The organism is Streptomyces canus (assembly GCF_030816965.1).
Classification (GTDB): Bacteria; Actinomycetota; Actinomycetes; order Streptomycetales; family Streptomycetaceae; genus Streptomyces; species Streptomyces canus_E.
The window spans coordinates 7,521,937-7,546,911 of the sequence record NZ_JAUSYQ010000002.1; the positions used below are offsets into that span (position 1 = coordinate 7,521,937).

25 protein-coding genes and 1 pseudogene are annotated in these 24,975 nt (G+C 70.1%); 21 read left to right on the forward strand and 5 right to left on the reverse strand.

Translation table 11 applies throughout. The annotated features are described in order from the left end of the window. Position 1 precedes the first annotated feature (1 nt). The 3 genes from QF027_RS35595 (at position 2) to QF027_RS35605 (ending at position 2,852) form a co-directional block, all read left to right on the forward strand. Positions 2–1,240, forward strand: a complete 1,239-nt coding sequence (locus tag QF027_RS35595) for a sensor histidine kinase (RefSeq protein WP_306975374.1) — start codon at positions 2–4, stop codon at positions 1,238–1,240. A gap of 405 nt (positions 1,241–1,645) precedes the next feature. After that, positions 1,646–1,942: a DUF4193 domain-containing protein gene (locus QF027_RS35600; protein WP_005481602.1), complete on the forward strand. Its 297-nt coding sequence runs from the start codon at positions 1,646–1,648 to the stop codon at positions 1,940–1,942. Positions 1,943–1,955: 13 nt separating this feature from the next. Further along, complete coding sequence (locus QF027_RS35605; protein WP_307079232.1) at positions 1,956–2,852, forward strand: hypothetical protein; 897 nt, start codon at positions 1,956–1,958, stop codon at positions 2,850–2,852. Positions 2,853–2,920: 68 nt separating this feature from the next. Here QF027_RS35605 and QF027_RS35610 read toward each other — a convergent pair whose 3' ends face one another. Continuing rightward, a complete protein-coding gene (locus QF027_RS35610) occupies positions 2,921–3,385 on the reverse strand; it encodes a DUF3093 domain-containing protein (RefSeq protein ID WP_266508948.1) in 465 nt (154 codons plus the stop codon). A 113-nt stretch (positions 3,386–3,498) separates the two neighbouring features. On the opposite strand from QF027_RS35610, the gene QF027_RS35615 reads away from it, so the two are divergent. The 10 genes from QF027_RS35615 to QF027_RS35660 all read left to right on the forward strand — a co-directional run bounded on the left by QF027_RS35615 (position 3,499) and on the right by QF027_RS35660 (position 12,927). Then, positions 3,499–4,083: a PaaI family thioesterase gene (locus QF027_RS35615; RefSeq protein ID WP_306975370.1), complete on the forward strand. Its 585-nt coding sequence runs from the start codon at positions 3,499–3,501 to the stop codon at positions 4,081–4,083. Further along, on the forward strand, positions 4,080–4,631 hold the full coding sequence (dut, locus tag QF027_RS35620; protein ID WP_306975368.1) for a dUTP diphosphatase: 552 nt from the start codon (positions 4,080–4,082) through the stop codon (positions 4,629–4,631). The genes QF027_RS35615 and dut overlap by 4 nt, the downstream gene beginning before the upstream one ends. A 1-nt stretch (position 4,632) precedes the next feature. Then, positions 4,633–5,391 carry a DUF3710 domain-containing protein gene (locus QF027_RS35625; protein ID WP_057611270.1) on the forward strand — a complete coding sequence of 253 codons (759 nt, stop codon included), beginning with the start codon at positions 4,633–4,635 and terminating at the stop codon, positions 5,389–5,391. Between the two features lie 151 nt (positions 5,392–5,542). Beyond that, positions 5,543–6,709, forward strand: coding sequence for an alginate lyase family protein (locus QF027_RS35630; RefSeq protein WP_306975366.1), 1,167 nt, complete (start codon positions 5,543–5,545; stop codon positions 6,707–6,709). A 96-nt stretch (positions 6,710–6,805) separates the two neighbouring features. After that, positions 6,806–7,498, forward strand: coding sequence for an ABC transporter ATP-binding protein (locus QF027_RS35635; RefSeq protein ID WP_306975364.1), 693 nt, complete (start codon positions 6,806–6,808; stop codon positions 7,496–7,498). 195 nt (positions 7,499–7,693) lie between these two features. Next, positions 7,694–7,858: a hypothetical protein gene (locus QF027_RS35640; RefSeq protein WP_307079234.1), complete on the forward strand. Its 165-nt coding sequence runs from the start codon at positions 7,694–7,696 to the stop codon at positions 7,856–7,858. Between the two features lie 593 nt (positions 7,859–8,451). Next, positions 8,452–11,034 (forward strand): sensor histidine kinase, encoded by a 2,583-nt coding sequence (locus tag QF027_RS35645; RefSeq protein ID WP_307079236.1) that lies wholly within the window; start codon positions 8,452–8,454, stop codon positions 11,032–11,034. Beyond that, positions 11,031–11,714: a response regulator gene (locus tag QF027_RS35650; RefSeq protein ID WP_307079238.1), complete on the forward strand. Its 684-nt coding sequence runs from the start codon at positions 11,031–11,033 to the stop codon at positions 11,712–11,714. The genes QF027_RS35645 and QF027_RS35650 overlap by 4 nt, the downstream gene beginning before the upstream one ends. 46 nt (positions 11,715–11,760) lie before the next feature. Next, complete coding sequence (locus QF027_RS35655; protein WP_306975357.1) at positions 11,761–12,159, forward strand: OB-fold nucleic acid binding domain-containing protein; 399 nt, start codon at positions 11,761–11,763, stop codon at positions 12,157–12,159. A gap of 3 nt (positions 12,160–12,162) precedes the next feature. Further along, positions 12,163–12,927, forward strand: a complete 765-nt coding sequence (locus QF027_RS35660; RefSeq protein WP_307079240.1) for a DUF3159 domain-containing protein — start codon at positions 12,163–12,165, stop codon at positions 12,925–12,927. A 79-nt stretch (positions 12,928–13,006) separates the two neighbouring features. Here QF027_RS35660 and QF027_RS35665 read toward each other — a convergent pair whose 3' ends face one another. Both QF027_RS35665 and QF027_RS35670 read right to left on the reverse strand, forming a co-directional pair. Continuing rightward, positions 13,007–13,684 (reverse strand): potassium channel family protein, encoded by a 678-nt coding sequence (locus tag QF027_RS35665; RefSeq protein ID WP_266558486.1) that lies wholly within the window; start codon positions 13,682–13,684, stop codon positions 13,007–13,009. Beyond that, a complete protein-coding gene (locus QF027_RS35670) occupies positions 13,684–14,355 on the reverse strand; it encodes a potassium channel family protein (protein ID WP_057611263.1) in 672 nt (223 codons plus the stop codon). The genes QF027_RS35665 and QF027_RS35670 overlap by 1 nt, the downstream gene beginning before the upstream one ends. Before the next feature lie 381 nt (positions 14,356–14,736). Between QF027_RS35670 and QF027_RS35675 the strand changes: the two genes are divergently transcribed. Next, the gene (locus QF027_RS35675) at positions 14,737–16,785 is read left to right on the forward strand and encodes an APC family permease (RefSeq protein WP_306975351.1); all 2,049 of its coding nucleotides are present in this window, start codon (positions 14,737–14,739) and stop codon (positions 16,783–16,785) included. Between the two features lie 99 nt (positions 16,786–16,884). Continuing rightward, positions 16,885–18,213: a class I SAM-dependent RNA methyltransferase gene (locus QF027_RS35680; protein WP_307079243.1), complete on the forward strand. Its 1,329-nt coding sequence runs from the start codon at positions 16,885–16,887 to the stop codon at positions 18,211–18,213. Positions 18,214–18,224: 11 nt separating this feature from the next. Here QF027_RS35680 and QF027_RS35685 read toward each other — a convergent pair whose 3' ends face one another. Continuing rightward, entirely contained in the window at positions 18,225–18,347 is a 123-nt protein-coding gene (locus QF027_RS35685) for a hypothetical protein (protein WP_307079244.1), read from the reverse strand. A 224-nt stretch (positions 18,348–18,571) separates the two neighbouring features. Further along, on the reverse strand, positions 18,572–19,453 hold the full coding sequence (locus QF027_RS35690) for a helix-turn-helix domain-containing protein (protein ID WP_306975345.1): 882 nt from the start codon (positions 19,451–19,453) through the stop codon (positions 18,572–18,574). 172 nt (positions 19,454–19,625) lie between these two features. On the opposite strand from QF027_RS35690, the gene QF027_RS35695 reads away from it, so the two are divergent. From QF027_RS35695 to QF027_RS35720, 6 genes and pseudogenes are all read left to right on the forward strand, one after another. Continuing rightward, positions 19,626–20,642 (forward strand): zinc-dependent alcohol dehydrogenase family protein, encoded by a 1,017-nt coding sequence (locus QF027_RS35695; protein ID WP_306975342.1) that lies wholly within the window; start codon positions 19,626–19,628, stop codon positions 20,640–20,642. A gap of 88 nt (positions 20,643–20,730) precedes the next feature. Continuing rightward, the gene (locus QF027_RS35700) at positions 20,731–21,414 is read left to right on the forward strand and encodes an SDR family NAD(P)-dependent oxidoreductase (protein WP_306975340.1); all 684 of its coding nucleotides are present in this window, start codon (positions 20,731–20,733) and stop codon (positions 21,412–21,414) included. A 161-nt stretch (positions 21,415–21,575) separates the two neighbouring features. Next, positions 21,576–21,947: a cyclophilin-like fold protein gene (locus QF027_RS35705; RefSeq protein WP_306975339.1), complete on the forward strand. Its 372-nt coding sequence runs from the start codon at positions 21,576–21,578 to the stop codon at positions 21,945–21,947. Positions 21,948–22,013: 66 nt separating this feature from the next. Beyond that, on the forward strand, positions 22,014–23,264 hold the full coding sequence (locus QF027_RS35710; protein ID WP_307079246.1) for an MFS transporter: 1,251 nt from the start codon (positions 22,014–22,016) through the stop codon (positions 23,262–23,264). Positions 23,265–23,331: 67 nt separating this feature from the next. Continuing rightward, positions 23,332–24,095 (forward strand): annotated as a pseudogene (locus tag QF027_RS35715) (glucose 1-dehydrogenase); the annotation flags it as partial. Positions 24,096–24,190: 95 nt separating this feature from the next. Further along, positions 24,191–24,958, forward strand: a complete 768-nt coding sequence (locus QF027_RS35720; protein ID WP_307079249.1) for a glucose 1-dehydrogenase — start codon at positions 24,191–24,193, stop codon at positions 24,956–24,958. The last annotated feature ends 17 nt before the right edge of the window (positions 24,959–24,975 follow it).

The window sequence follows — 24,975 nt, forward strand, 5'->3', positions numbered from 1 at the left end:
CGTGGCCTCGACTCCCGCTCCTCCTCAGGCCCCCCCGAAGCCCACCTGGGACCCCAGGCGGCCGGCGCCGCCGCTGCCGTGGCTGCGCCCGACCATCCGCATAAGGCTCACGCTGCTGTACGGCGGCATGTTCCTGATCGCGGGCATTCTGCTGCTGTCGATCATCTACCTGCTCGCCGCGAACGCGTTGAATGTGGGAAGCAACCTGCCCTTCAAGATCGTCTCCGGCGGGGTGACCAGCGACATCTGCAAGCTGTCGGGCAGTGAGCTGCCCGCGGACGAGCTCAACCACGCGCTGAACCAGTGCGTCAACGACCAGCGCCAGCACGCCCTGGACAACCTCCTCAGCCGCTCACTGCTGGCCCTGCTCGGCCTCGCGATCATCGCCTTCGCCTTCGGCTACGCGATGGCGGGACGCGTCCTGTCGCCGCTCGGCCGGATCCTGCGCACCGCGCGCTCGGTGGCGGGCTCGGACCTCTCCCGCCGTATCGAGCTGGACGGCCCGGACGACGAGATCAAGGAACTGGCCGACACCTTCGACGACATGCTGGAGCGTCTCGAGCGGGCCTTCACGGCCCAGCAGCGCTTCGTCGGCAACGCCTCGCACGAGCTGAGAACCCCGTTGGCGATCAACCGCACGCTCCTGGAGGTGCATCTGTCGGATCCGGGGGCACCTGTGGAGCTGCAACAGCTGGGCAAGACGTTGCTGGCCACCAACGAGCGCAGTGAACAGCTTGTGGAGGGTCTGCTGCTGCTCGCCCGCAGCGACAACCAGATCGTCGAGCGCAAGCCCGTGGACCTCGCCGAGGTCGCCGAGCAGGCGGTCGACCAGGTGCACGGCGAGGCGGAGGCCAAGGGCGTGGCGATCCGCGGCGACCGGAAGACGGCGGTCGTCCAGGGCAACGGCGTCCTCCTGGAGCGGATAGCCCTGAACCTGGTGCAGAACGCCGTGCGCTACAACGTGCCCGAGGACGGCTGGGTCGAGGTGACCACGGAGGTCCAGCACGGCCACGCGGTGCTCACGGTGTCCAACACGGGCCCTGTCGTGCCGGCGTACGAGGTCGACAATCTCTTCGAGCCGTTCAAGCGGCTGCGGGGCGCCGACCGCACCGGCAGCGACAAGGGCGTCGGGCTCGGTCTGTCCATCGTGCGGTCCGTGGCGCGGGCGCACGGCGGCCACATCACCGCTCAGCCGCGCGAAGGGGGTGGGCTCGTGATGCGAGTCACCCTTCCGGTCTGAGACCATGGCCCCCGCACTGAGACCGATACACAGGGATGTTCGCTTTGCGCGGAATTTTCTGGGCACTTGATGGACCGCTCCATGTGTGATCGATCACAAGGGAGATTTTCCGGCCATCTACTCTCGGTGATCATGCACCCTGTCGGAAAGCCGGGAAAATCCGGGTTTTCAGGGGTCCTGATCACGGGAAGTACACGGTGAGACGCCTTTGAAGTGCGGGATTCGGACCGTGTACGGTCCCGATCGCCATCCAACCCGATCACTCAAGAGGAGTCCGGTTGGGTGTCGATTGAGTAACAGACCTTGATGTGAGGCAAAATCTCCGCCTCGGGTCGGGCACAAGTCCGGCCTCTCACGCGTTACGTGCGCTGGAGACACCGCAGACACCCAGAGGGGGAGAGCGACATGGCTACGGATTACGACACCCCACGCAAGACCGACGACGACGTCGACTCGGACAGCCTTGAAGAGCTCAAGGCGCGTAGGAACGACAAGTCGACCTCCGCAGTGGACGTCGACGAGTTCGAGGCCGCCGAAGGCCTGGAACTGCCCGGCGCGGACCTTTCGAACGAAGAGCTGGCCGTCCGGGTACTGCCCAAGCAGCAGGACGAGTTCACCTGCATGAGCTGCTTCCTGGTGCACCACCGCAGCCAGCTGGCCCGGGAGAAGAACGGCCAGCCGATCTGCCGCGACTGCGACTGAGGGCGGGTCGGGCATGACTGGCTCGACCCCTCCTTGGAAGCGCCGCTCTCTCCGGCGGGGAGCGGACCAGGGGCCGTCCGACGGCCCTCACCGCGCGCGTGACGACGAGCGGGGCTCTTCCGAAACGGGAGCCTCGCTCGAACCGGTGGCCGACCGGGCCGGCCTCCCGGCGCCGACCGATACGACCAGGGCGCCCGCGCCCGTCGACAGACGACGGGCGGCGGCGGTCCGGGACAGGGCCCGGGAAGGGGTCCGCAAGGGCGGCAGCCGGGCCAGGGCGGGCCTGGCGTACCTGGCCGACCGGATCATCGAGATCGCCCCGCGTGTCCCCGTACGGGACCTCGCGACCCTCCGCCGCCAGTTCCCCGGCCTCGGCCCGGAGGAGCTTGCGGACAAGCTGGTCGTGGGAGCCGCGAGCGCCACTGCGACAGTCGGGGCGGGGGTCGGAGCGGCGGCGATGCTTCCCGTGCCGCCGGCGATGCCGACCGAACTGGCCGCCGAGATCACCGGCGTGGCCGCGATCGAGCTGAAGCTGATCGCCGAACTCCACGAGGTCTACGGCGTACGGCCGCCCGGGAACCTCAAGGAGCGCAGCACCGCGTATCTGAACTCCTGGTCGGGGGAGCGCGGAATCGACGCGACGAAACCGTCGACCGTGAGCGGCGCGCTCAACAGCCAGATGAAACAGCAGCTGCGGCAGCAGATCATGAAGCGGACGATCCGCGACCTGCCGAACCTGATGCCGTTCCTGGTCGGCGCGGCCGTCGGGGCGGTCATGAACCGCAGGGACACCAGAAAGCTCGCCGAGCGGATCCGCAAGGACCTGCGCAAGATGCAGGTGCCGTGGGACGAACTGCCCCAGCTCCCGACCCTCGAGACGCCTGCGAATCCGCTTCCGCTGGAGAAGTAAGACTTCCGTGAGACTTCGGGCTCGGCTCCACCGTCCGGACGGACGGGGTGAAGTCCTGCACGGATGTTCTAGGCGGCGGCCGTCCGGGCGGCCTTCAGCGCCTCGGCCAGCCGCTCCGGCTCCCGCGTCGACAGATACAGATACGGCGTCGGGTCGTCCGGGTCGGTGACCTCCACCTTCAGCGCCCTGGGAATGTAGGAGCGCAGCAGCAGGAAGGCGCGGGTGTCGGCCTTGTGGGTCCGCCAGGCCCGGGCCTCCTCCGGGTCCAGGATCTCCGTCTCGCCCAGCGCCGCCACCGGGATCTTCGCCTCGCCCGCGATGAGGGAGTCACCGACGACGCGGATGCGCAGCGAGCCGTAGGAGCTCGCGAGGATCGCCGCCACGGCGGTGCCGCCGACCAGGCCGCCGAGCAGCGGAAGCGTCCCGAAGGGAAGCAGGATCAGCGCGAAGGCGACCCCGACCAGGAAGGAGATCAGCCACCAGGAGCGGGGGGCGGTGAGACGTTCGTCGTACGGGGCGGCGGAGGGCTGCATGGAACCAAGCTTGGCACGGTGTCCTGACAGGCCCGATGCCAGGGGGAGTCGGCGCGAAGCGCCGTCAGGCAGGGTGGCGGTGGGGGACGGGCGGGCGGGTAAGGTCTGCGCCTGTGAGTGGTACTTCCCCGGCTCTCGAGCCTCCCGCCGACGCGGCGCAACCTGTGCGACACCAGGATGCTCCCGCGCCCGGTGAGCTGCTCGGTGCGCACTACGGCCAGTGTTTCGGCTGTGGCGGCGAGCAGTCCCACGGGCTGCACCTCGAAGCTCGGGCCGGCGAGGGGGTCTCGGTCACCGCCGAGTTCACGGTGCGCCCCGCCCATCAGGGCGCTCCCGGGCTCGCGCACGGCGGGGTGCTCGCGACCGCCCTCGACGAGACCCTGGGCTCGCTCAACTGGCTGCTGCGCACCATCGCCGTGACCGGTCGTCTGGAGACCGACTTCGTACGGCCGGTACCCGTGGGCACGGTGCTGTATCTGGAGGCCGAGGTGACGGCGGTGGCCGGGCGGAAGATCTACTCGACCGCGACCGGCCGGATCGGCGGACCCGAGGGGCCCGTGGCGGTCCGTGCCGACGCCCTGTTCGTCGAGGTCAAGGTCGACCACTTCATCGACAACGGCCGCCCGGAGGAGATCCGGGCCGCCATGGAGGACCCGGACCAGGTCCGGCGTGCCCGTGCCTTCGAGGTGAACCCGTGAGCCGTGCCCCCCTGAACGTGCTGATCCGGCGTGTCGACCCGGACGTACCGCTTCCGGCGTACGCGCACCCCGGTGACGCGGGAGCCGATCTGCGGACCACCGAGAGCCGTGAACTGAAGCCAGGAGAACGGGCCGTGCTGCCCACCGGGGTGTCTGTGGCGCTGCCGGAGGGGTACGCGGCCTTCGTGCACCCTCGATCCGGTCTCGCCGCCCGCTGCGGTGTCGCTCTCGTGAATGCCCCGGGGACGGTTGATGCCGGGTACCGTGGGGAGATCAAGGTGATCGTGGTGAATCTCGACCCGCACGAGTCGGTGCGGTTCGAGCGCTTCGACCGGATTGCCCAACTCGTCGTCCAGCAGGTCGAGAGGGTCCGCTTCCAGGAGGTCGCGGAGCTTCCCGACTCGGCGCGGGCCGAGGGGGGCTTCGGGTCCACCGGCGGTCACGCCGCCGTGGGCGACGGAGGCGATACAGGCGCTGAGGCCGCCGTGGGCGGCACAACGGGTGGGAATCGATACGCTTCGGTCGTATCCGACCGGGAAGGACAGTGACGTGTTCGGACGTCGCAAGAAGAAGGGTGCCGCCGAGGACGCGGCCGGCGAGGCCGAGCAGGTCGTCGACAGCGTCGACACTGAGGCGGACGACGTAGAGCGCGAGCGCGTACGGCTGGAGCCGGAGCCGCGCCCCGACGGGCCCTGGGACGACACCGAGGTGCGTGACCCCGCCGAGGGTCGCGTGGACCTGGGCGGTCTGTTCGTGCCGGGCGTCGACGGCATGGAGCTGCGGGTCGAGGTCGCGGGCGACGCCATCGTCGCGGCCACCGTCGTACTGCGCGACAGCGCTATTCAGCTGCAGGCCTTCGCGGCTCCCAAGCGCGAGGGCATCTGGGGCGAGGTGCGCGAGGAGATCGGCTCCGGCATCACCCAGCAGGGCGGCATCGTCGACGAGGTCGAGGGTCCGCTGGGCTGGGAGCTGCGTGCCCAGGTGCCGGTGCAGCTGCCGGACGGCACGGGCGGCTTCCAGGTCGTGCGGTTCGTGGGTGTGGACGGTCCGCGCTGGTTCCTGCGCGGGGTGATCTCGGGGCAGGGCGCGGTGCAGCCGCAGGCGGCCGGGCTGCTCGAGCAGATCTTCCGGGACACGGTCGTGGTCCGCGGCGAGGGCCCGATGGCGCCCCGCGACCCGATCGTCCTGAAGCTGCCGAACGACGCCCAGATGGTCCCCGAGGGTGTCCAGCAGCAGGACGAGGGCTCCCGCTTCTCCGGCGGGATGGGCCAGTTGCAGCGCGGACCGGAGATCACCGAGGTCCGCTAGTCGTACGACGTCGAGGGCCGTACCCCGTGATGGGGTGCGGCCCTTTTCCGTGCGCGGGGCCTTGACGCCGTATTGGTCTGTACCTACGGTCATCCGCCAACGCCTATGTTCATAGGGGCGCTTAACGTTCACATACGAGAACGGAGCCGCTATGCGTCATTCCGTACGGCTGGTGGTCGTCACCGCGTTCGCCCTGGGGGTCCTCGCAAGACCCGCCGACGCCGCCCCCGCCACTTTCGTCCATCCCGGAGTCACGGTCTCCCAAGGGCAGTTGGACTTCGCCCGCAGCAAGGTCAGCGCCGGCGCCCAGCCCTGGAAGGGTGCCTTCGACGCGATGCTGGCCAGCAAGTACGCCGATCTGAACCGCACGCCCAAGCCGCGGGCGGTCGTCGAGTGCGGGTCGTACTCGAACCCCAACTATGGCTGCACCGACGAGCGCGAGGACGCGATCGCCGCCTACACCGACGCCCTCGCCTGGTACATCACCCGGGACGAGCGGTATGCCAAGAAGGCCATCCAGCTCATGGACGCCTGGTCGGCTGTGATCACGGATCACACCAACAGCAACGCGCCCCTGCAGACCGGCTGGGCCGGCTCCTCGTGGCCCAGGGCGGCCGAGATCATCAAGTACACGTACACCGGGAGTTGGGCGAACTCCGGACGCTTCGCGACCATGCTCCGCAACGTCTATCTGCCGGAGATCATCAACGGCTCGAACTCCAACGGGAACTGGGAGCTGTCGATGATGGAGGCGGCCGTCGGCATCTCCGTCTTCCTCGAGGACAAGTCGTCGTACGACAAGGCCATGGCGAAGTTCCGCACCCGTGCCGCGGCCTACGTCTACCTGGACTCCGACGGCGAACTGCCGAAGACCGTGCCCAGCCAGAACCTGAACACCCGGGACAAGATCGTCAATTACTGGCAGGGGCAGTCCACCTTTGTCACCGGGCTCACTCAGGAGACCTGCCGGGACCTCACGCACACCGGGTACGGCATCTCCGCGATCTCGCACGTCGCCGAGACGAGCCGTATCCAGGGGCAGGACCTGTACGGCACGGATGTGGGCGAGCGGCTGCGGCAGGCGCTGGGATTCCAGGCCAGGTACGAGCTGGGGACCGCTGTGCCCGGCTGGCTGTGCGGCGGGTCGCTGAAACTCGGGCTCGGGCCGGTCACCGAAGTGGGGTACAACGCCCTGCACAACAGGCTTGGCATGGGCATGACTAATACGCAGGCGCTGACCGAGCGGAACCGCCCGGCCGGCAGCAACAACCTCTTCGTGGCCTGGGAGACTCTCACGCACGGGGACAACCCGAGCTGAAACCGTTGAAGGCCGGGCGCCGGACGGTGATACTGGCGCCCGGTTCCACGAGTTCACGGGGTTCGCGGGTTTACCGGTTTCACGGGGGAGAACGCAATGGCTCAGGTCGTCACGGAGACCATGGTGCGGGTCGAGGACATCCACAGGTCGTTCGGCGAGGGGGCCGCGGCGGTGCACGCGCTGCGCGGGGTCTCCTTCGAGGTGCCGCGCGGTGAACTCGTCGCCCTCAAGGGCCGTTCGGGATCCGGGAAGACCACACTCCTCAACATCGTCGGCGGGCTCGACCGGCCCGACCGGGGACGGGTCGAGCTCGACGGGGTCGACATCGCCGGGCTCGACGAGGACGGGCTGCTGGCGCTGCGCCGGGACCGTATCGGCTTCGTGTTCCAGTCCTTCGGGCTCATACCGATCCTCACCGCCGCGGAGAACATCGGCGTCCCGATGCGACTGCGCCGGGTGGACGCACGCGCGCGTGAGGAGCGCGTCGAGCTGCTGCTGGCCCTGGTCGGCCTCGCGGAGCACGCGAAGCAGCGCCCCGGTGAGCTCTCCGGCGGCCAGCAGCAGCGCGTCGCCATCGCCCGCGCCCTCGCCAACAACCCCTCGCTCCTCGTCGCCGACGAGCCGACCGGCCAGCTGGACGCGGAGACCGGCCACGCGGTCATGCAGCTGCTGCGAGCCGTCGTACGCAGCGAGAACGTCACCGCGCTGGTCGCCACCCATGACGCGACCCTGTTGGACCTGGCGGACCGGGTGCTGGAGCTGGGGGACGGGCAGATCGTGGGGCGCTGAGGGGCGTGCACGGCACCGGTTGCGCCGTGGAGACCTGGCCGGCCGCGGTCGGCTCCGACGGCGTCGAGCAGATCATGCGGCGTCTCGACCGGGGCGCTGCTCTCCTCGTGCGACCGGGCGATCGCGCTGCTCGAACGGCCGCCCGGGTGCTTCTCGAGGCGGGTGGCGATGACGCGGTCGCCAAGTGGAGGAGCTATGGCCGGCCCATCCCGCATGGGGGGACTGCTCCTGCGCTGCGAGGGCCACACCGCGGTGCCGTGGGTGCTCGAGACTGCCATGACGCACCGCCGGTTGTACGGGAACGAGCGGCGCATCCTGGCCCGGGAGCTTGCGGCCCTGGGCGAGCGCGATGCCGGCTGACGCATTGGCGGCACGTTCTGCCCTTCCCGCACCCTCCCGTGGCGGTGAGCTGGCTGCTGCTGGCCCTCCAGGCGGCTGGCGTGAGCCTGTGCCAGGGCGCTCGTGGCTCGTCACCGCACCGAACCCGGCCTTGGAGCGGTGTTCCCGGACGGGGCAGGGACGGTGACGCGGGTTCCGGTACGGGCCTTCGTCTGAGGGTGGCGTCGGGGTTGTGTGAATGGCGGCCCCCGGTGTCGGCCGCGTGGCTCGGTCACTGCCGGACGCGGCGTTGGGGCGGTGTTCCTGGACGGGGCGGGGACGGTGACGCGGGTTCCGGTACGGGCCTTCGTCTGAGGGTGGCGTCGGGGTTGTGTGAATGGCGGCCCCCGGTGTCGGCCGCGTGGCTCGGTCACCGCCGGACTCGGTCTTGGGGGGTGTTACCGGACGGGCAGGGACAGGGACGCAGGTTCCGGTACCGGCCGGGTGTTGGCCTGAGGGGCGCGTCAGAGTTGCGTCAAAGGCGGGCCCTGCGTCGGGCCCGGCCCCCTTTGTCGGGATTGTTGGCCGTAAGGTCGACGCTGCGTAGGCAGTAGTGACCGGAAGACAATGGGCTCATGGGACGCGGCAGGCTTCGGATCTATCTCGGTGCGGCACCGGGCGTCGGCAAGACGTACGCGATGCTGTCCGAGGCGCACCGCAGGGTCGAGCGGGGGACCGACTGTGCCGTGGGCTTCGTGGAGCATCACGGGCGGCCGCGCACCGAGGTGATGCTGCACGGCGTTGAAGAGGTCCCGCGCAGGGAGCTGGAGTACCGGGACGCCGTCTTCACCGAGATGGACGTCGACGCCGTCCTGCGCCGGGCCCCCGCCGTCGCCCTGGTGGACGAACTCGCCCACACCAATATTCCGGGCTCGCGCAACGCCAAGCGCTGGCAGGACGTCGAGGAACTGCTGGCGGCCGGGATCGACGTGGTCTCGACCGTGAACATCCAGCATCTGGAGTCGCTCGGCGACGTCGTCGAGGCGATCACCGGCGTGCGGCAGCAGGAGACGGTGCCCGACGAGTTCGTGCGGCGCGCCGAACAGATCGAGCTTGTCGATATGTCGCCACAGGCGCTGCGGCGGCGGATGGCACACGGCAACATCTACCAGCCGGACAAGGTCGACGCGGCCCTGTCGAACTACTTCCGGCCCGGCAACCTCACCGCCCTGCGGGAGCTCGCGCTGCTGTGGGTGGCCGACCGGGTCGACGAGTACCTCAAGCAGTACCGCAGCGAGCACCGGGTCTCGAAGATCTGGGGTTCCAGGGAACGGATCGTGGTCGGGCTGACCGGCGGACCGGAGGGCCGGACGCTGATCCGGCGGGCCGCGCGGCTGGCCGAGAAGGGCGCCGGCGGCGAGGTCCTCGCCGTCTGCATAGCCCGCAGCGACGGGCTGACCTCCGCCTCGCCCAAGGAACTCGCCGTCCAGAGGACCCTCGTCGAAGACCTTGGAGGAACCTTTCACCATGTCGTCGGCGACGACATACCGGCCGCGCTGCTCGACTTCGCGCGAGGCGTCAACGCCACCCAGGTCGTCCTCGGCTCCTCGCGCCGCAAGACCTGGCAGTACGTCTTCGGGCCCGGTGTCGGCGCGACCGTGGCCCGGGAGTCCGGGCCCGACCTGGACGTGCACATCGTCACCCACGACGAGGTCGCGAAGGGGCGTGGACTGCCCGTCGCGCGGGGCGCGCTGCTCGGGCGGGCCCGGATCCTGTGGGGCTGGCTGGTCGGCCTGGCGGGCCCGGCGTTCCTGACGATCCTCCTCACCACGGTCGACCTGGGCCTCGCCAACGACATGCTGCTGTTCCTGGCGGTCGTGGTGGCCGCGGCCCTGCTGGGCGGGTTGTTCCCGGCGCTCGCCTCGGCCGCGGTCGGCTCGCTGCTGCTGAACTACTTCTACACACCACCCCTGCACCGCTGGACCATCGCCGACCCGAAGAACATCGTCGCCATCGTGATCTTCGTGGGCGTCGGCATCTCGGTGGCCTCCGTGGTCGACCTCGCCGCCCGCCGCACCCACCAGGCCGCCCGGCTGCGCGCCGAGTCGGAGATCCTGTCCTTCCTCGCCGGGAACGTGCTGCGCGGCGAGACCCGTCTGGAGGAGCTCCTGGAACGCGTCCGGGAGACCTTCGGCATGGAGTCGGCGGCCCTGCTGGAACGGGTGAGCGACGTCGAGCCGTGGACCTGCGCGGGTCGGGCGGGACTCGGACCGACCGTGGAGCGGCCCGAGGACGCCGACGTCGACATGCCGGTGGGGGACCACATGGCGCTCGCGCTCACCGGCCGGGTGCTGCCCGCCGAGGACCGCCGGGTGCTGGCCGCCTTCGCCGCCCAGGCCGCCGTCGCCCTGGACCGTCGCAGACTCCAGGAGGAGGCCGACCGGGCCCGCGCGCTCGCCGAGGGCAATCGCATCCGTACGGCGCTCCTGGCCGCCGTATCGCATGATCTGCGGACGCCCCTGGCCGGCATCAAGGCGGCCGTCTCGTCGCTCAGGTCCGACGACGTGGCGTGGTCCGAGGAGGACCGGGCCGAGCTCCTGGAGGGCATCGAGGAGGGCGCCGACCGGCTCGACCATCTCGTGGGCAACCTGCTCGACATGTCCCGCCTCCAGACCGGCACGGTCACCGCGATCATCCGGGAGATCGACGTCGACGAGGTGGTGCCGATGGCCCTCGGCGGGGTGCCCGACGGAAGCGTGGAGCTGGACGTCCCGGAGACCCTGCCGATGGTCGCCGTCGATCCGGGGCTCCTGGAGCGGGCGGTGGCCAACCTGGTCGAGAACGCCGTCAAGTACAGCCCGTCCGGCAATGCCGTCCGGGTGTCCGCCAGCGCCATCGCCGACCGCGTCGAGGTACGGGTCGTCGACCGCGGCCCCGGAGTCCCGGACGAGGCCAAGGAGCGCATCTTCGCGCCCTTCCAGCGCTACGGCGACGCCCCGCGCGGTGCCGGGGTGGGACTCGGGCTCGCGGTGGCCCGGGGCTTCGCGGAGGCCATGCACGGCACCCTCAACGCCGAGGACACGCCCGGCGGAGGCCTCACCATGGTGCTGACGCTGCGCGCGGCGGACGCGCACGCGGAGCTTCTTGAAAGACCCTTCGCAGAAGCAGAAGCAGAAGCAGAAGCAGAAGCAGCAGAACCCGAAAGGCAGGCCACATGACCAGAGTGTTGGTCATCGAAGACGAGCCGCAGATCGTGCGCGCCCTCGTGATCAACCTCAAGGCGCGCAAGTACGAGGTCGACGCGGCGCACGACGGCGCCACCGCGCTCCGGCTCGCCGCCACCCGCCACCCCGACGTGGTCGTCCTCGACCTGGGCCTGCCCGACATGGACGGCGTCGAGGTGATCAAGGAGCTGCGCGGCTGGACCCGGGTGCCGATTCTCGTGCTGTCCGCCCGGCACTCCTCCGACGAGAAGGTCGGGGCGCTGGACGCGGGCGCCGACGACTACGTCACCAAGCCCTTCGGCATGGACGAGCTGCTGGCCCGCCTCCGGGCCGCCGTGCGCCGCGCGGAGCCCACCGGGGGCGGCGAGGAGGACGTCCTGGTGGAGACCGACGAGTTCACCGTCGACCTGGCCGCGAAGAAGGTCCGGAAGCACGGCCGAGACGTACGCCTCACTCCCACCGAGTGGCACCTGCTCGAGGTGCTGGTCCGCAACACCGGCCGGCTGGTCGGCCAGAAGCAGCTCCTGCAGGAGGTCTGGGGGCCGTCCTACGGGACGGAGGCGAACTACCTGCGGGTCTACATGGCCCAGCTGAGACGGAAGCTGGAGGCGGACCCCTCGCATCCCAAGCACTTCGTCACGGAGCCGGGTATGGGATATCGGTTCGAACGCTAGTACTGCGGGTAAAACGCTGTCGGCGCACCCCGGTAGGCTTTCGGATATGAGTGCTGTTCCGCGTTCCGACAAGCCGGTGGGCCGGTTCCGGCGCATGCTCGACCGGCTCTCCTCGTCGCAGGAGGACCTGGAGTCCGAGGAGCTGCGGGAGGACGCCGAGACCGCCGGCTGCACTCGTATAGGCGACTGTCACGACCGCCAGATCGTGACCGTTACTGGTACCTTGCGCACGGTCACCCTGCGGCCGCGCGCGGGCGTCCCGGCCCTTGAAGCCGAGCTGTTCGACGGGTCCGCCGCCCTGGACGTGGTGTGGCTCGGCAGGCGCTCCATCGTCGGGATAGAGCCGGGGCGCAAGCTGATCGTGTCCGGGCGGATCTCGATGAGCCGGGGCCGCCGGGTGCTGTTCAATCCGAAATACGAACTCCGACCCGTGGGACGGGAGTAGCCGGTGACGTCTCTCGACAAGCCGACCGAAGACACTCAGGCCGATGACGCACGGGCGGTGACCGAGGCGGCCCTGTTCGAGGCGTTCGGCGGCGTCCGGGGCATGGTCGAGACGGTTCTGCCGGGCCTGCTCTTCGTCACGATCTTCACGATCAACAAGGATCTGCACCTGTCGGCGATCGCCGCGCTGGCGGTGTCGCTGCTGCTGGTCGTGGTCCGTCTGGTGATGCGCGACACCGTCAAGCACGCTTTCAGCGGTGTCTTCGGCGTCGCCTTCGGTGTCGTCTTCGCGATGATGACGGGCAACGCCAAGAACTTCTATCTGCCGGGCATGCTGTACACGCTGGGCCTCGGCCTGGCGTACGTCATCACGACGCTCGCGGGCGTGCCGCTGATGGGGCTCATCCTCGGCCCGGTCTTCAAGGAGAACCTCTCCTGGCGGACCCGCAACCCGGGCCGCAAGAAGGCGTACTCCAAGGCCAGTTACGCCTGGGGCGCGATCCTGCTCGCCAAGTGCGCGATCCTCTTCCCGCTGTACTGGTGGGCCGACACCGCGCAGCTCGGCTGGGTCCTGGTCGCCCTCAAGATCCCGCCCTTCCTGCTGGCCGTCTGGCTGACCTGGGTCTTCCTCGCGAAGGCACCGGCTCCGATCGACGTGTTCGCGGAGATGGAGGCGGAGGAGAAGGCCGAGGAGGAGCGCAAGGCGGCGCAGGCCGCGGAGCGTGGGGACACGGAGGCCACGGCCGGGCGGCACCGGCGCGAGGCGTAGTTCCCGGTACTTCCGTTACGGCGACGGAGGGCGCCCCGCGTGTGCGGGGCGCCCTCCGTCGTCGTAACCCTCCAAGACCTCAGCCCGTCGCGTCCTCGCGGCGCACCGACAGCAGGTCCTCCAGTTGTTCCTCGCGGGCCTGGGCGGCCACGAAGAGGAGTTCGTCGCCCGCCTCCAGGGAGTCCTCCCGCGACGGGGTGAGGACGCGGGTGCCTCGGATGATGGTGACCAGGGAGGTGTCCTCGGGCCACTCGACGTCGCCGACCGTCGTGCCGGCCAGGGCCGACTCCTCCGGCAGGGTCAGCTCGACCAGGTTGGCGTCGCCGTGGCTGAAGCGGAGCAGGCGGACCAGGTCGCCGACGCTCACCGCCTCCTCGACCAGGGCGGACATCAGGCGCGGGGTGGAGACGGCGACGTCCACGCCCCAGGACTCGTTGAAGAGCCACTCGTTCTTCGGGTTGTTCACACGGGCGACGACCCGCGGGACGCCGTACTCCGTCTTCGCCAGCAGGGAGACGACCAGATTGACCTTGTCGTCGCCCGTCGCGGCGATCACCACGTTGCAGCGCTGGAGCGCGGCCTCGTCCAGGGAGGTGATCTCGCAGGCGTCGGCGAGCAGCCACTCCGCCTGCGGGACGCGCTCGACCGAGATGGCGGTCGGCGCCTTGTCGACGAGAAGGACCTCGTGGCCGTTCTCCAGCAGTTCGCCCGCGATCGAGCGGCCGACCGCACCGGCACCGGCAATGGCGACCCTCATCAGTGACCGCTCTCCTCTTCGGGGCCCTCGGCGAAGGACGCCTCGACCTTCTCGATGTCGTCCGTGCGCATCATCACGTGCACCAGGTCGCCCTCCTGCAGCACCGTCTGCGAGGTGGGCAGGATCGCCTCGCCGAGGCGGGTCAGGAACGCCACGCGGACGCCCGTCTCCTCCTGCATCTTGCTGATCTTGTGGCCGACCCAGGCGGTCGAGGCGTGCACCTCGGCCAGCTGGACCCCGCCGGTGGGATCACGCCACAGCGGCTCCGCGCCGGACGGCAGCAGCCGACGCAGCATCTGGTCGGCGGTCCAGCGGACCGTGGCCACCGTCGGGATACCCAGGCGCTGGTAGACCTCGGCGCGCCGGGGGTCGTAGATCCGGGCCGCGACGTTCTCGATGCCGAACATCTCGCGGGCCACGCGCGCGGCGATGATGTTGGAGTTGTCGCCGCTGGAGACCGCGGCGAAGGCGCCGGCTTCCTCGATGCCCGCCTCGCGCAGGGTGTCCTGATCGAAGCCGACCCCGGTGACACGGCGACCGCCGAAACCGGAGCCCAGTCGTCGGAAGGCGGTGGGGTCCTGGTCGATCACGGCGACCGTGTGCCCCTGTTGCTCCAGGGTCTGGGCGAGAGCGGAACCCACTCTTCCGCAGCCCATGATGACGATGTGCACGACCGTCCTTCCGGTGTCAATAAGTACTGCTCAGCCACATCAGGGTCTCAGACCGACGCCCAAGCTACACACGGGCGGTAGGACGACGGCACCCCTGTGCACGGTTGCCCCGACTCCGTGTCGGTCAGCGGCGGCTGATGCTGCGGACGCTTGCGAGCGTCAGGATGCCGAGGCCGACGAGGGTGGCCGCGGCGCCGATCAGCTCTGCGGTCGTGTGCATGGAACCTCCGGGGACAGTGCGGGGCGGGGTTTTGTCATATAGGCATGTCGCTTCGCTCACCTGCGGAATCCGTAGCCGGAGCGTGTCCGGATTTCACCCGGAGAGCAGATGCGGGGTGCCGGGTGGTTGTTCGCCCGTTCGAACGCTTACGCTTCTCTGTTGTGTCCAAACTGACCGACGTGCCCAAGCGGATCCTGATCGGGCGCGCACTGCGCAGTGATCGGCTCGGCGAAACGCTCCTGCCGAAGCGCATCGCCCTCCCTGTCTTCGCCTCCGACCCGCTGTCCTCCGTGGCGTACGCGCCCGGCGAGGTGCTGCTGGTCCTGTCCATCGCGGGCGTGTCGGCCTACCACTTCAGCCCCTGGATCGCGCTCGCGGTCGTCGTGCTGATGTTCACGGTGGTCGCCTCCTACCGGCAGAACGTGCACGCGTACCCGAGCGGCGGCGGCGACTACGAGGTGGCCAACACCAACCTCGGCCCCAAGGCCGGCCTCACGGTCGCCAGCGCCCTGCTCGTCGACTACGTCCTCACGGTCGCCGTCTCCATCGCCTCCGGCATCGAGAACCTCGGCTCCGCGATCCCGTTCGTCGTCGAGCACAAGGTCTTCTGCGCGATCGCCGTGATCATCCTGCTCACGCTGATGAACCTGCGCGGCATGAAGGAGTCCGGGTCGCTGTTCGCGATTCCGACGTATGTCTTCGTCACGGGCGTCTTCATCATGATCGCGTGGGGTGCGTTCCGCGGGCTGGTTCTCGGCGACACCATGCGGGCACCGACGGCGGACTACCACATCAAGGCCGAGCACCAGGGCCTGGCCGGATTCGCCCTTGTCTTCCTGTTGCTGCGCGCCTTCTCCTCCGGCTGCGCCGCGCTCACCGGCGTCGAGGCCATCTCCAACGGCGTGCCGGCCTTCCGCAAGCCCAAGTCGAAGAACGCGGCGACCACGCTCGCGATGATGGGCCTGCTGGCCGTCACCATGTTCTGCGGGATCATCGTGCTGGCCATGGTGACCAAGGTCCGCATGGCGGAGAACCCGGCCGTCGACCTGATCCACAACGGTGTCGCCCTCGGCTCCGGCTATGTGCAGAACCCGGTGATCTCCCAGGTCGCCGAGGCCGTCTTCGGCAAGGGCAGCTTCCTGTTCATCGTGCTGGCCGCGGCCACCGCGCTGGTGCTGTTCCTCGCCGCGAACACCGCCTACAACGGCTTCCCGCTGCTCGGCTCGATCCTCGCCCAGGACCGCTACCTCCCGCGTCAGCTGCACACCCGCGGCGACCGCCTCGCCTTCTCCAACGGCATCGTGCTGCTGGCCGGCGCGGCCGGACTCCTGGTGTGGATCTACGGCGCCGACTCGACCCGGCTGATCCAGCTCTACATCGTCGGCGTGTTCGTGTCCTTCACGCTCAGCCAGACCGGCATGGTCCGGCACTGGAACCGCCACCTGGCGACCGAGAAGGACGCCGCGACGCGCAGCCACATGATCCGCTCCCGCGCGATCAACGCCTTCGGCGCCTTCTTCACCGGGCTCGTCCTGGTCGTCGTCCTGGTCACCAAGTTCACCCACGGTGCCTGGGTGGCGCTGCTCGGGATGTGCATCTTCTACGCGACGATGACGGCGATCCGGAAGCACTACGACCGCGTCTCCGAGGAACTCGCGGCGCCCGAGGGCCCGAGCGAAGACAGCCTGCGGCCGTCCCGCGTCCACTCCGTCGTTCTGATCTCCAAGATCCACCGCCCGGCGCTGCGGGCGCTGGCGTACGCCAAGCTGATGCGCTCGGACTCGTTGGAGGCGTTGAGCGTCAACGTCGACCCGGCCGAGACCAAGGCACTGCGCGCCGAGTGGGAACGGCGTGGGATCGACGTACCGCTGAAGGTCCTGGACTCGCCGTACCGCGAGATCACGCGACCGATCATCGACTACGTGAAGGGGCTGCGGAAGGAGTCGCCGCGTGACGCGGTGTCCGTGATCATCCCCGAGTACGTGGTCGGCCATTGGTACGAGCATCTGCTGCACAACCAGAGCGCGCTCCGGCTCAAGGGCCGGCTGCTGTTCACGCCGGGGGTCATGGTGACCTCGGTGCCCTATCAGCTCCAGTCCTCGGAGGCGGCGAAGAACCGTGCTCGCAGGCGCCAGGAGTGGAACGCGCCCGGCGCGGTGCGGCGCGGTCCGGCCGAGCAGCGGGCGAAGGAGACGCCGGCGCCGAAGTAGACTGGATGGCTGTCGTCTCGGCCGCCCTGCTTTTGTGTCCGGCCGTTTCGTGGCCGGCCGCGTCCCCCTTTCCCCTTGACGTTGTGGAGTCACCCCGCCATGCAGGCAGAACCGAAGAAATCGCTGGTGGGGCTGGAGTTCGAAGTCGAGGTCGGCCCCGTCGCACACGGCGGGCACTGCATCGCCCGCACGGAGGACGGCCAGGTGCTGTTCGTCCGGCACACGCTGCCCGGTGAGCGGGTCGTGGCCCGGGTGACGGAGGGCGAGGAGGGAGCGCGTTTCATGCGCGCGGACGCGGTTTCGGTTCTGGAGCCGTCCAAGGACCGCATCGAGGCGCCCTGCCCCTACGCCGGTCCCGGCCGCTGCGGCGGCTGCGACTGGCAGCACGCCAAGCCCGGTGCCCAGCGGCGTCTCAAGGGCGAGGTCGTCGCCGAGCAGCTGAAGCGGCTCGCGGGCCTCACCCCCGAGGAGGCAGGCTGGGACGGCACGGTGATGCCGGCCGAGGGCGACAAGCTGCCGGCGGGCGAGGTGCCTGCCTGGCGCACCCGCGTGCAGTACGCCGTGGATGCCGACGGCAACGCCGGGCTGCGCCGCCACCGTTCGCACGAGGTGGAGCCGATCGAGCACTGCATGATCGCCGCGCCGGGTGTGAGCGAGCTGGGCATCGAGGAGCGCGACTGGTCCGGGATGGCGTCCGTGGAGGCGATCGCGGCGACCGGCTCCCAGGACCGCATGGTCATCCTGGAGCCCCGGCCGGGCGCCCGACTGCCCCTCGTGGAGCTCGACAAGCCTGTCTCCGTGATGCGCGTCGAGGAGAAGGACGGCGGCATCCACCGCGTGCACGGCCGCGCCTTCGTGCGCGAGCGGGCCGACGGCCGCACCCACCGGGTGGGCAGCGGCGGCTTCTGGCAGGTCCACCCGCAGGCGGCCGACACGCTGGTGAAGGCGGTCATGCAGGGCCTGCTGCCGCGCAAGGGCGAGATGGCGCTCGACCTGTACTGCGGTGTGGGGCTGTTCGCGGGGGCGCTGGCCGACCGCCTCGGCGACAAGGGCGCGGTCCTCGGCATCGAGTCGGGCAAGCGCGCGGTCGAGGACGCCCGGCACAACCTCGCCGCCTTCGACCGGGTGCGGATCGAGCAGGGCAAGGTGGAGGCCGTGCTGCCGCGCACCGGGATCACGGAGGTCGACCTGATCGTGCTGGACCCGCCGCGGGCCGGGGCGGGGCGCAAGACGGTGGAGCACCTGTCGTCCCTGGGCGCGCGGCGCATCGCGTACGTCGCCTGCGATCCGGCCGCGCTGGCGCGGGACTTGGGGTACTTCCGGGACGGGGGCTACCGGGTGCGGATGCTGCGGGTGTTCGACCTCTTTCCGATGACGCATCATGTGGAGTGCGTGGCGGTGTTGGAGCCTGTGACGAAGGGGGCCTGACCTGCACGCCCTCATGTTCTGACGGGTCGTCGGGACGCCGCCGCGAGCACGCTGGTCATGCGCTTCGCCGGTTCCGCGCCGGGCAGTTCGGCGGCCAACGTGGGGGTCACCATCGGCTCCGGAGTGGCGGGCATCGCCCTGGCCTCATCACTGGGTCGGGCAGGGCCGCCGCTGGTGGGCACGGTGGCTGTTGCCTGAAGGCACAGCGGAGGAGCGCATCCGTCTTCCGTTGGGCGGTGCCGCCGGCACGGTGCTCGCCGATCGGCCTTGCTCCCCGTGCGCGCGCAGCCCAGGACTCCAGGCCACCAGCAGACGCGTCGGCCGTACCTGCGGCGCCGGGAACGGCGGTCCGTCGTGGTCAGCTGAGAGGGGAGGAGGCCGGCAGGTTCTGGTCGGCGGCCCAGGAGGCGAGGATGCGCAGCCGCTCGTGGGTGGGGGAGCCGGGTGCGGCCGTCCAGACGGTCAGGTGCTGGTCGGGGTCGGTGTTGGCGGTCAGGGTGTCCCAGTCCAGGACGAGTTCGCCGACCCCTGGATGGTTCAGGGTCTTCGTGCCCACCGTGCGCGCGGCGACGCGGTGATCGCCCCACCATTGGGCGAACTGCTTGTCCCGCATGGACAGTTCGCCGACCAGCTCGATCAGGCGAGGATCCTCGGGATACTTCGCCGCTTCCATCCGCAGCTGTGCCACGGCGATGTGCGCCGAGGTCTTCCAGTCCGCGTACAGGGTGCGCATGGCCGGATCCGTGAAGATGATCCGCGGGTAATTGCGGTGCTTTTCCGGGATCTGGGAGAAGTCGGTGACCAGTGCGGCCGCCAGCGCGTTCCAGGCCAGAATGTCCCCGCGCCGGCCCTGCACGATGGCCGGGGTGGCGGTGAGGTCGTCCAGGACGCGCTGCAGCTGTGGCTGGACCTTCTGCCGGCCTCGCCGCCGGGTGCGGCTGGTGGTCTTGCCGGCGAGCTGGAAGAGGTAGCCGCGCTCGTCGTCATCCAGATGCAGTACCTGGGCGAGAACGTCCAGCACGGGTGCCGACGCCTGCATACGGCCCTGTTCGAGACGGGTGTAGTAGTCGGTGCTGATGCTGGCGAGCTGGGCGACCTCCTCGCGGCGCAGCCCGGCCACCCGGCGGGGCCTGCCGGTCTCGGGCAGTCCGACCGTGCGCGGGCTCAGCTCGGAACGGCGCTTCTTGAGGAATTCTCCCAGCTCATTGAGGGGGACGTTGGCGGTCATGCTTCCCAGCATGACACCGATTCCACTCGGGAAAGGGGGGAGAATTTCCTCCCAGGATGTTCCTCTCCCAGGATGAATCTCTCCGCTTTTCGCACCTGCCCTCGCGTGTGAGGCTCGATATCGAGCAGCCGATTGCGATCACCGGCTGCGGCTCACCGACCCTCGCACCGAAGGAAGCATCCCCATGCGCGGAGCAGTCATCTACGCCCCCGGCGACGTGCGCCTCGAGGAGCTCGACGCCCCGAAGATCATCAACCCGACCGACGCGGTGATCCGCACGGTCGCCACCTGCGTGTGCGGCTCGGACCTGTGGCCCTACCGCGGCGCGGAACCCATCGGCGACCCGCACCCGATGGGGCACGAGTACGTCGGCATCGTCGAGGAGGTTGGCAGCGAGGTCGCCAACGTCAAGCCGGGCCAGTTCGTCGTCGGGTCGTTCGCCACCTCGGACAACACCTGCGCCAACTGCCGTAACGGCTGGCAGTCCAACTGCCTGCACCGCGAGTTCATGAGCACCTGTCAGGCCGACTACGTGCGCATCCCCAACGCCCACGGCACCCTCGTCGCCACCGATGAGCACCCGGCCGGCGAACTCGTGCCGAGCCTGCTCGCCGTCTCCGACGTGATGGGTACCGGCTGGTACGCCGCCCTGGCCGCCGAGGTCAAGCCCGGATCCACCGCCGTGGTCGTCGGCGACGGAGCGGTCGGCCTGTGCGGCGTCATCGCCGCCAAGGAGCTGGGGGCCGAACAGATCATCGCCATGAGCCGCCACGCCTCCCGGCAGAGGCTCGCCCTGGAGTTCGGCGCCACCGACATCGTCGCCGAGCGCGGCGACGAAGGCATCGCCCGCGTCAAGGACCTCACCGAAGGGATCGGCGCCGACTCCGTGCTGGAGTGCGTCGGCACCGCCGAGTCCATGCGGCAGGCCCTGAGCTCCGCCCGGCCCGGCGGCAACGTCGGCTTCGTCGGGGTCCCGCACGAGGTGGCGGTCGACGGCCAGGAACTGTTCTTCTCCCACGTGGGGCTGCGCGGCGGCCCCGCGCCCGTACGCCGCTACCTGCCCGACCTCATCGACCGCGTGCTCACCGGCCGGATCAACCCGGGCAAGGTCTTCGACCTCACCCTGCCCCTGGACCAGGTCGCCGAAGGCTACAAGGCCATGGACGAACGCCGCGCCATCAAGACCCTCCTCAAGCCCTGACCGTTCCTGGACAGTGAGCGGGAGGCAGTCCACACACTCGGCCTGATCGCAGGCAAGGAACGCCTCACACAAGGAACGACGAACCCCCATGACGACCTTCGCACTCATCGGCGCCGGCCCCGGACTCGGGCTGGCCACCGCCCGCCGCTTCGGAACCGCCGGCCACGCCGTCGCCCTCATCGCACGCAACGCCGAGCGCCTGGAGGAGATGACCACCGAGCTGGCCCGCGACGGCATCCGGGCCCGCGGCTTCACCGCCGACGTCCTCGACATCGAGTCGCTGACCGCGGCCCTGTACGCGGCCGCGGCCGCCCTGGGGCCCATCGAGATCCTCCAGTACAGCCCGGTGCCCCGCGCCGACTTCATGAAGCAGGTTCTCGACACCGGCGCCGACGACCTCGACGCGCCGCTCGCCTTCTCCGTCAAGGGCCCGGTCACCGCGGTGAACGCCGTCCTGCCCGGCATGCGCGAACTCGGCCGCGGCACTCTGCTGTTCGTCAACGGCGGCAGCGCCGTACGCCCCAACCCGAACGTCGCCGGCACCTCGATCGCCTTCGCCGCCGAAAGCGCCTACGCCCGCATGCTCCACGACACGCTCGCCCCGGAGAACATCCACGCCGCCCAGCTGATCATCCCCGGCGCCATCCGGCCCGACGCCGAGCACAGCAGCCCCGATGTGCTGGCGCAGCGGCTCTACGACATCCACCAGCAGCGGGACGGCTTCCGCCACTACTCCGAGCCCCTGCCCGACCAGCCACTGGGCGACCTGTGAATCCCGTACCCCTTCGCGCCTTCACCCGTGGAGTCCCGGCCGCCGCCCTGCTGCTCGTGGTCACCGCCTGCACGAGCCATTCCCCGGCCGCCTCCGGCTCCGCGTCGCCACAGGCTTCGACATCTCCGGCCGCCACCACATCACCCGCCAGGACAACCGCCATGAACATCCGGCTCACGCTCAACGGCCACACCATCGCCGCCACGCTGAACGACAGCGCCACCGCCCGGGACTTCGCCGCCCAGCTCCCGCTCACCTTGTCGCTGCGCGACTTCCACCAGGCCGAGAAGATCGCCGACCTGCCGCGAAAGCTGTCCATCTCCGGAGCCCCGGAGGGCGCTGACCCCGAAGTCGGTGACCTGGCGTACTACGCGCCCTGGAACCAGCTCGCCACCTACTACCGCGAGGCCCCCTACGCGGCCGGACTGGTCCCCCTCGGGCGCATGGCCCAGGGCGGCGTCGAGCAGCTCGCCACCGCCGACGAGATCACCATCGACGTCGCGCCGGGCGAGGGCCACCGCTCAGGGCGCTGAGCCGGCCGGGCTCGCCACACGGGATACCACGTTCCCCCGATTTCCATGCAAGGAGAGACCACACCCATGCCTTCCGCGTCCGGGACCACCCCCGGCAGGCTTCCCTTCGTCGTCTGGGTGCTCGCCGCCGGCACGTTCCTGATGGGGACCACCGAGTTCGTCGTCGCCGGCCTGCTGCCGGAGCTGGCCGCTGACCTCGGAGTCAGCGTCTCCCACGCCGGGCTGCTGATCACCGCCTTCGCCATCGGCATGATCATCGGCGCGCCCACCATGGCCATGGCGACGCTGCGTCTTCCTCAGCGCCAGACGCTCATCCTGGCCCTGTCCGTGTTCTGCCTCGGACATCTGGTGGCCGCCCTCAGCACGTCCTTCACCGTCGTTCTCATGGCCCGCGTCGTCACGGCCCTGGCCACCGGAGCGTTCTGGTCCGTCGGCTTCGTCGTCGCCACCACCGCTGCCGGACGGGGCAACGCCACCCGCGCCACCGGCGTCATGATCGGGGGCCTGACCCTGGCCAACGTCGTCGGCGTGCCGATCGGCTCCTTCGCCGGCCAGTTCATCGGCTGGCGCGGCCCCTTCTGGGCCCTGGCCGTCCTCTCCGGACTTGCCGCCGTCTTCATCGGCCGCTTCATCCCGGCCCGGGAGCAGCGCGTCGAGGTGTCCCTCCGGGCCGAGGTCCGGGCTCTGCGGCAGGGCCGGCTGTGGCTGGCGCTCGGCGCCGCGATGCTGATCATGGGTGGTGTCCTGGCGACGTACACCTATGTCACGCCGCTGCTGACCGACCGCGCAGGGATCCCCGCAGGTGCCGTACCGCTCGTCCTCATCGCCTTCGGATTCGGCGCCCTGGGGGGCACCACCACGGGAGGCCGCCTGGGCGACCGGCGTCCGATGGTCACCACCCTCACCGCCGCGGCGGCCACCGCTCTGGTCCTGCTGCTGATGATCCCGCTGTCCGGAAACCCGGTGACGGCCACCCTCCTCGTCTTCCTCATGGGCCTGACCGGATTCACCGTCAACCCGGTGGTCACCGCCCTCGCCATGCGCTTCGCCGGCGACGCGCCCACCCTCACCTCGGCGTTGACCACGTCCGCCTTCAACACGGGTATCGCCGCCGGTTCGCTGATCGCCGGTACGGCCCTGGACTCCTCCCTCGGCCTGACCGGCCCGCCCCTGGTCGGCACCGTCATCGCCGCCCTGACCCTCGTCCCGCTGATCGCTCTCGCCGTCAGCGACGCATCACGCAGGACGCGGATCGTCGCCCGGCGCACCGCCCCCGCCCGACGCGAGGAGCCCGCGCAGGAGCCGTCGCAGCTCTGACTCGAGCCCGGAGCAGCGTACGGCGGACATACCCGGCCACGTACCGGCAAGCGAGAGGACTCTGCCCATGACCGTGAGCAACGCGACCTGCACCGGCAAGGTGGCCTTCGTGACCGGAGCCGGCTCCGGCATCGGCCGCACCACCGCCGTCGCCTTCGCCCGCGCGGGCGCCCGCGTCGCCCTCGCCGACCTCTCCGCGGACGGACTGCGGGAGACCGCACGGTCGTCGAGGAAGCGGGCGGCCGGGCACTGGCCCTCACCTGCGACGTCACCAGTGAAGACGACGTCACGTCGGCCCTGGGCGACACCGTCCAGGCGTTCGGACGACTGGACGCGGCGTTCAACAACGCCGGCGTCGAGCAGCCGGTCACGCCGGCCCCGGACATCGCGAAGGACGAGTGGGACCGTGTCGTCGGGGTCAGCCTGACCGGGATGTTCCTCTGTATGAAGCATCAGATCCCCCTCATGCTCCGGCAGGGGGGCGGCGCGATCGTCAACGCCTCGTCAGGCGCCGGCGTCAAGGGTTTCAAGGGACAGGCGGCCTACGCCGCGGCCAAGCACGGCGTCATCGGCCCGACCCGCTCCATCGCCCTCGACCACGCGGCATCCAACATCCGCGTCAACGCCGTGTGCCCCGGCATCATCGACACCGAGATGATCCAGCGCTTCGCCGCAAGCACACCCGGAGGACGGGACGCCCTGATCGCGGAAGAGCCCATCGGACGCCTCGGCACGCCGGACGAGATCGCCGCCGCCGTGCTCTGGCTCTGCTCGGACGCCGCGTCCTTCGCCGCCGGCCACGCCCTGGTCGTCGACGGCGGCCAGACCGTCCGACCGCGGACCGGCGACGCCCTGCCGCGAGCCCGTCCAGGCGGCCCCGACACAGTCGCACCGCGACACCGCCGTACTCGAAGGGACAACACCACATGAACCCCACATACGAATTCACCGGCCAGGTCGCCTTCGTCACCGGCGCCGGCGCCGGTATGGGCCTGGCGACCGCCCGCGCGTTCGCCGCCTCCGGAGCCGCCGTCGCCCTCACCGACATCGACGAGGCGGCCCTGAACGCGGCCGCGAAGGAACTCACCGACGCCGGCCACCAGGCCCTCGCCCTCACGTGTGACGTCAGCGACGAGGACCAGGTCGCCGCCGCCGTCGACCGGACCGTGGAGACCTTCGGCCGCCTCGACATGGCCTACAACAACGCCGGCATCCAGATCCCGCCCAGCGACGCCGCCGACGAACCCGCCGAGAGGTTCGACCGCGTCAACGCCGTCAACCTCCGCGGCGTGTGGGCCTGCATGAAGCACGAACTGCGGCACATGCGCGCACAGGACAGCGGCGCGATCGTCAACTGCTCCTCCCTGGGCGGCCTGGTCGGTCTCCCCGGCCGCGCCTCCTACCACGCCTCCAAACACGGCGTGATCGGCCTGACCACCAGCGCCGCCCTTGAATACGCCCCGCGCGGCATCCGCATCAACGCCGTCTGTCCCGGCACCATCGACACCCCCATGGTCAGCGACATGATCGCCAAGGGAGAACTCGACCGCGCCGAGGCCGAGGCCGACCAGCCCGTCAACCGGCTCGGCACCGCCGAGGAGATCGCCCAGGCGGTCCTGTGGCTGTGCAGCCCCGGAGCGGGCTTCGTCATCGGCGTCGCCCTCCCCGTGGACGGCGGCTACGTCGCCCGCTAGAAACAGCCCCCCACGAA

Bases quoted from the DNA above. Each gene is read 5' to 3' on its own strand.
- QF027_RS35685 (WP_307079244.1), bottom strand. From the start codon at position 18,347: ATGCCCGCCACTCCGGAGCCGATGGTGACCCCCACGTTGGCCGCCGAA.
- QF027_RS35600 (WP_005481602.1), top strand. From the start codon at position 1,646: ATGGCTACGGATTACGACACCCCACGCAAGACCGACGACGACGTCGAC.
- QF027_RS35705 (WP_306975339.1), top strand. From the start codon at position 21,576: ATGAACATCCGGCTCACGCTCAACGGCCACACCATCGCCGCCACGCTG.
- QF027_RS35690 (WP_306975345.1), bottom strand. From the start codon at position 19,453: ATGCTGGGAAGCATGACCGCCAACGTCCCCCTCAATGAGCTGGGAGAA.
- QF027_RS35720 (WP_307079249.1), top strand. From the start codon at position 24,191: ATGAACCCCACATACGAATTCACCGGCCAGGTCGCCTTCGTCACCGGC.
- QF027_RS35655 (WP_306975357.1), top strand. From the start codon at position 11,761: ATGAGTGCTGTTCCGCGTTCCGACAAGCCGGTGGGCCGGTTCCGGCGC.
- QF027_RS35630 (WP_306975366.1), top strand. From the start codon at position 5,543: ATGCGTCATTCCGTACGGCTGGTGGTCGTCACCGCGTTCGCCCTGGGG.
- QF027_RS35680 (WP_307079243.1), top strand. From the start codon at position 16,885: ATGCAGGCAGAACCGAAGAAATCGCTGGTGGGGCTGGAGTTCGAAGTC.
- QF027_RS35710 (WP_307079246.1), top strand. From the start codon at position 22,014: ATGCCTTCCGCGTCCGGGACCACCCCCGGCAGGCTTCCCTTCGTCGTC.
- QF027_RS35700 (WP_306975340.1), top strand. From the start codon at position 20,731: ATGACGACCTTCGCACTCATCGGCGCCGGCCCCGGACTCGGGCTGGCC.
- QF027_RS35695 (WP_306975342.1), top strand. From the start codon at position 19,626: ATGCGCGGAGCAGTCATCTACGCCCCCGGCGACGTGCGCCTCGAGGAG.
- QF027_RS35605 (WP_307079232.1), top strand. From the start codon at position 1,956: ATGACTGGCTCGACCCCTCCTTGGAAGCGCCGCTCTCTCCGGCGGGGA.
- QF027_RS35665 (WP_266558486.1), bottom strand. From the start codon at position 13,684: ATGAGGGTCGCCATTGCCGGTGCCGGTGCGGTCGGCCGCTCGATCGCG.
- QF027_RS35650 (WP_307079238.1), top strand. From the start codon at position 11,031: ATGACCAGAGTGTTGGTCATCGAAGACGAGCCGCAGATCGTGCGCGCC.
- QF027_RS35635 (WP_306975364.1), top strand. From the start codon at position 6,806: ATGGCTCAGGTCGTCACGGAGACCATGGTGCGGGTCGAGGACATCCAC.
- QF027_RS35610 (WP_266508948.1), bottom strand. From the start codon at position 3,385: ATGCAGCCCTCCGCCGCCCCGTACGACGAACGTCTCACCGCCCCCCGC.
- QF027_RS35645 (WP_307079236.1), top strand. From the start codon at position 8,452: ATGGGACGCGGCAGGCTTCGGATCTATCTCGGTGCGGCACCGGGCGTC.
- QF027_RS35640 (WP_307079234.1), top strand. From the start codon at position 7,694: ATGGCCGGCCCATCCCGCATGGGGGGACTGCTCCTGCGCTGCGAGGGC.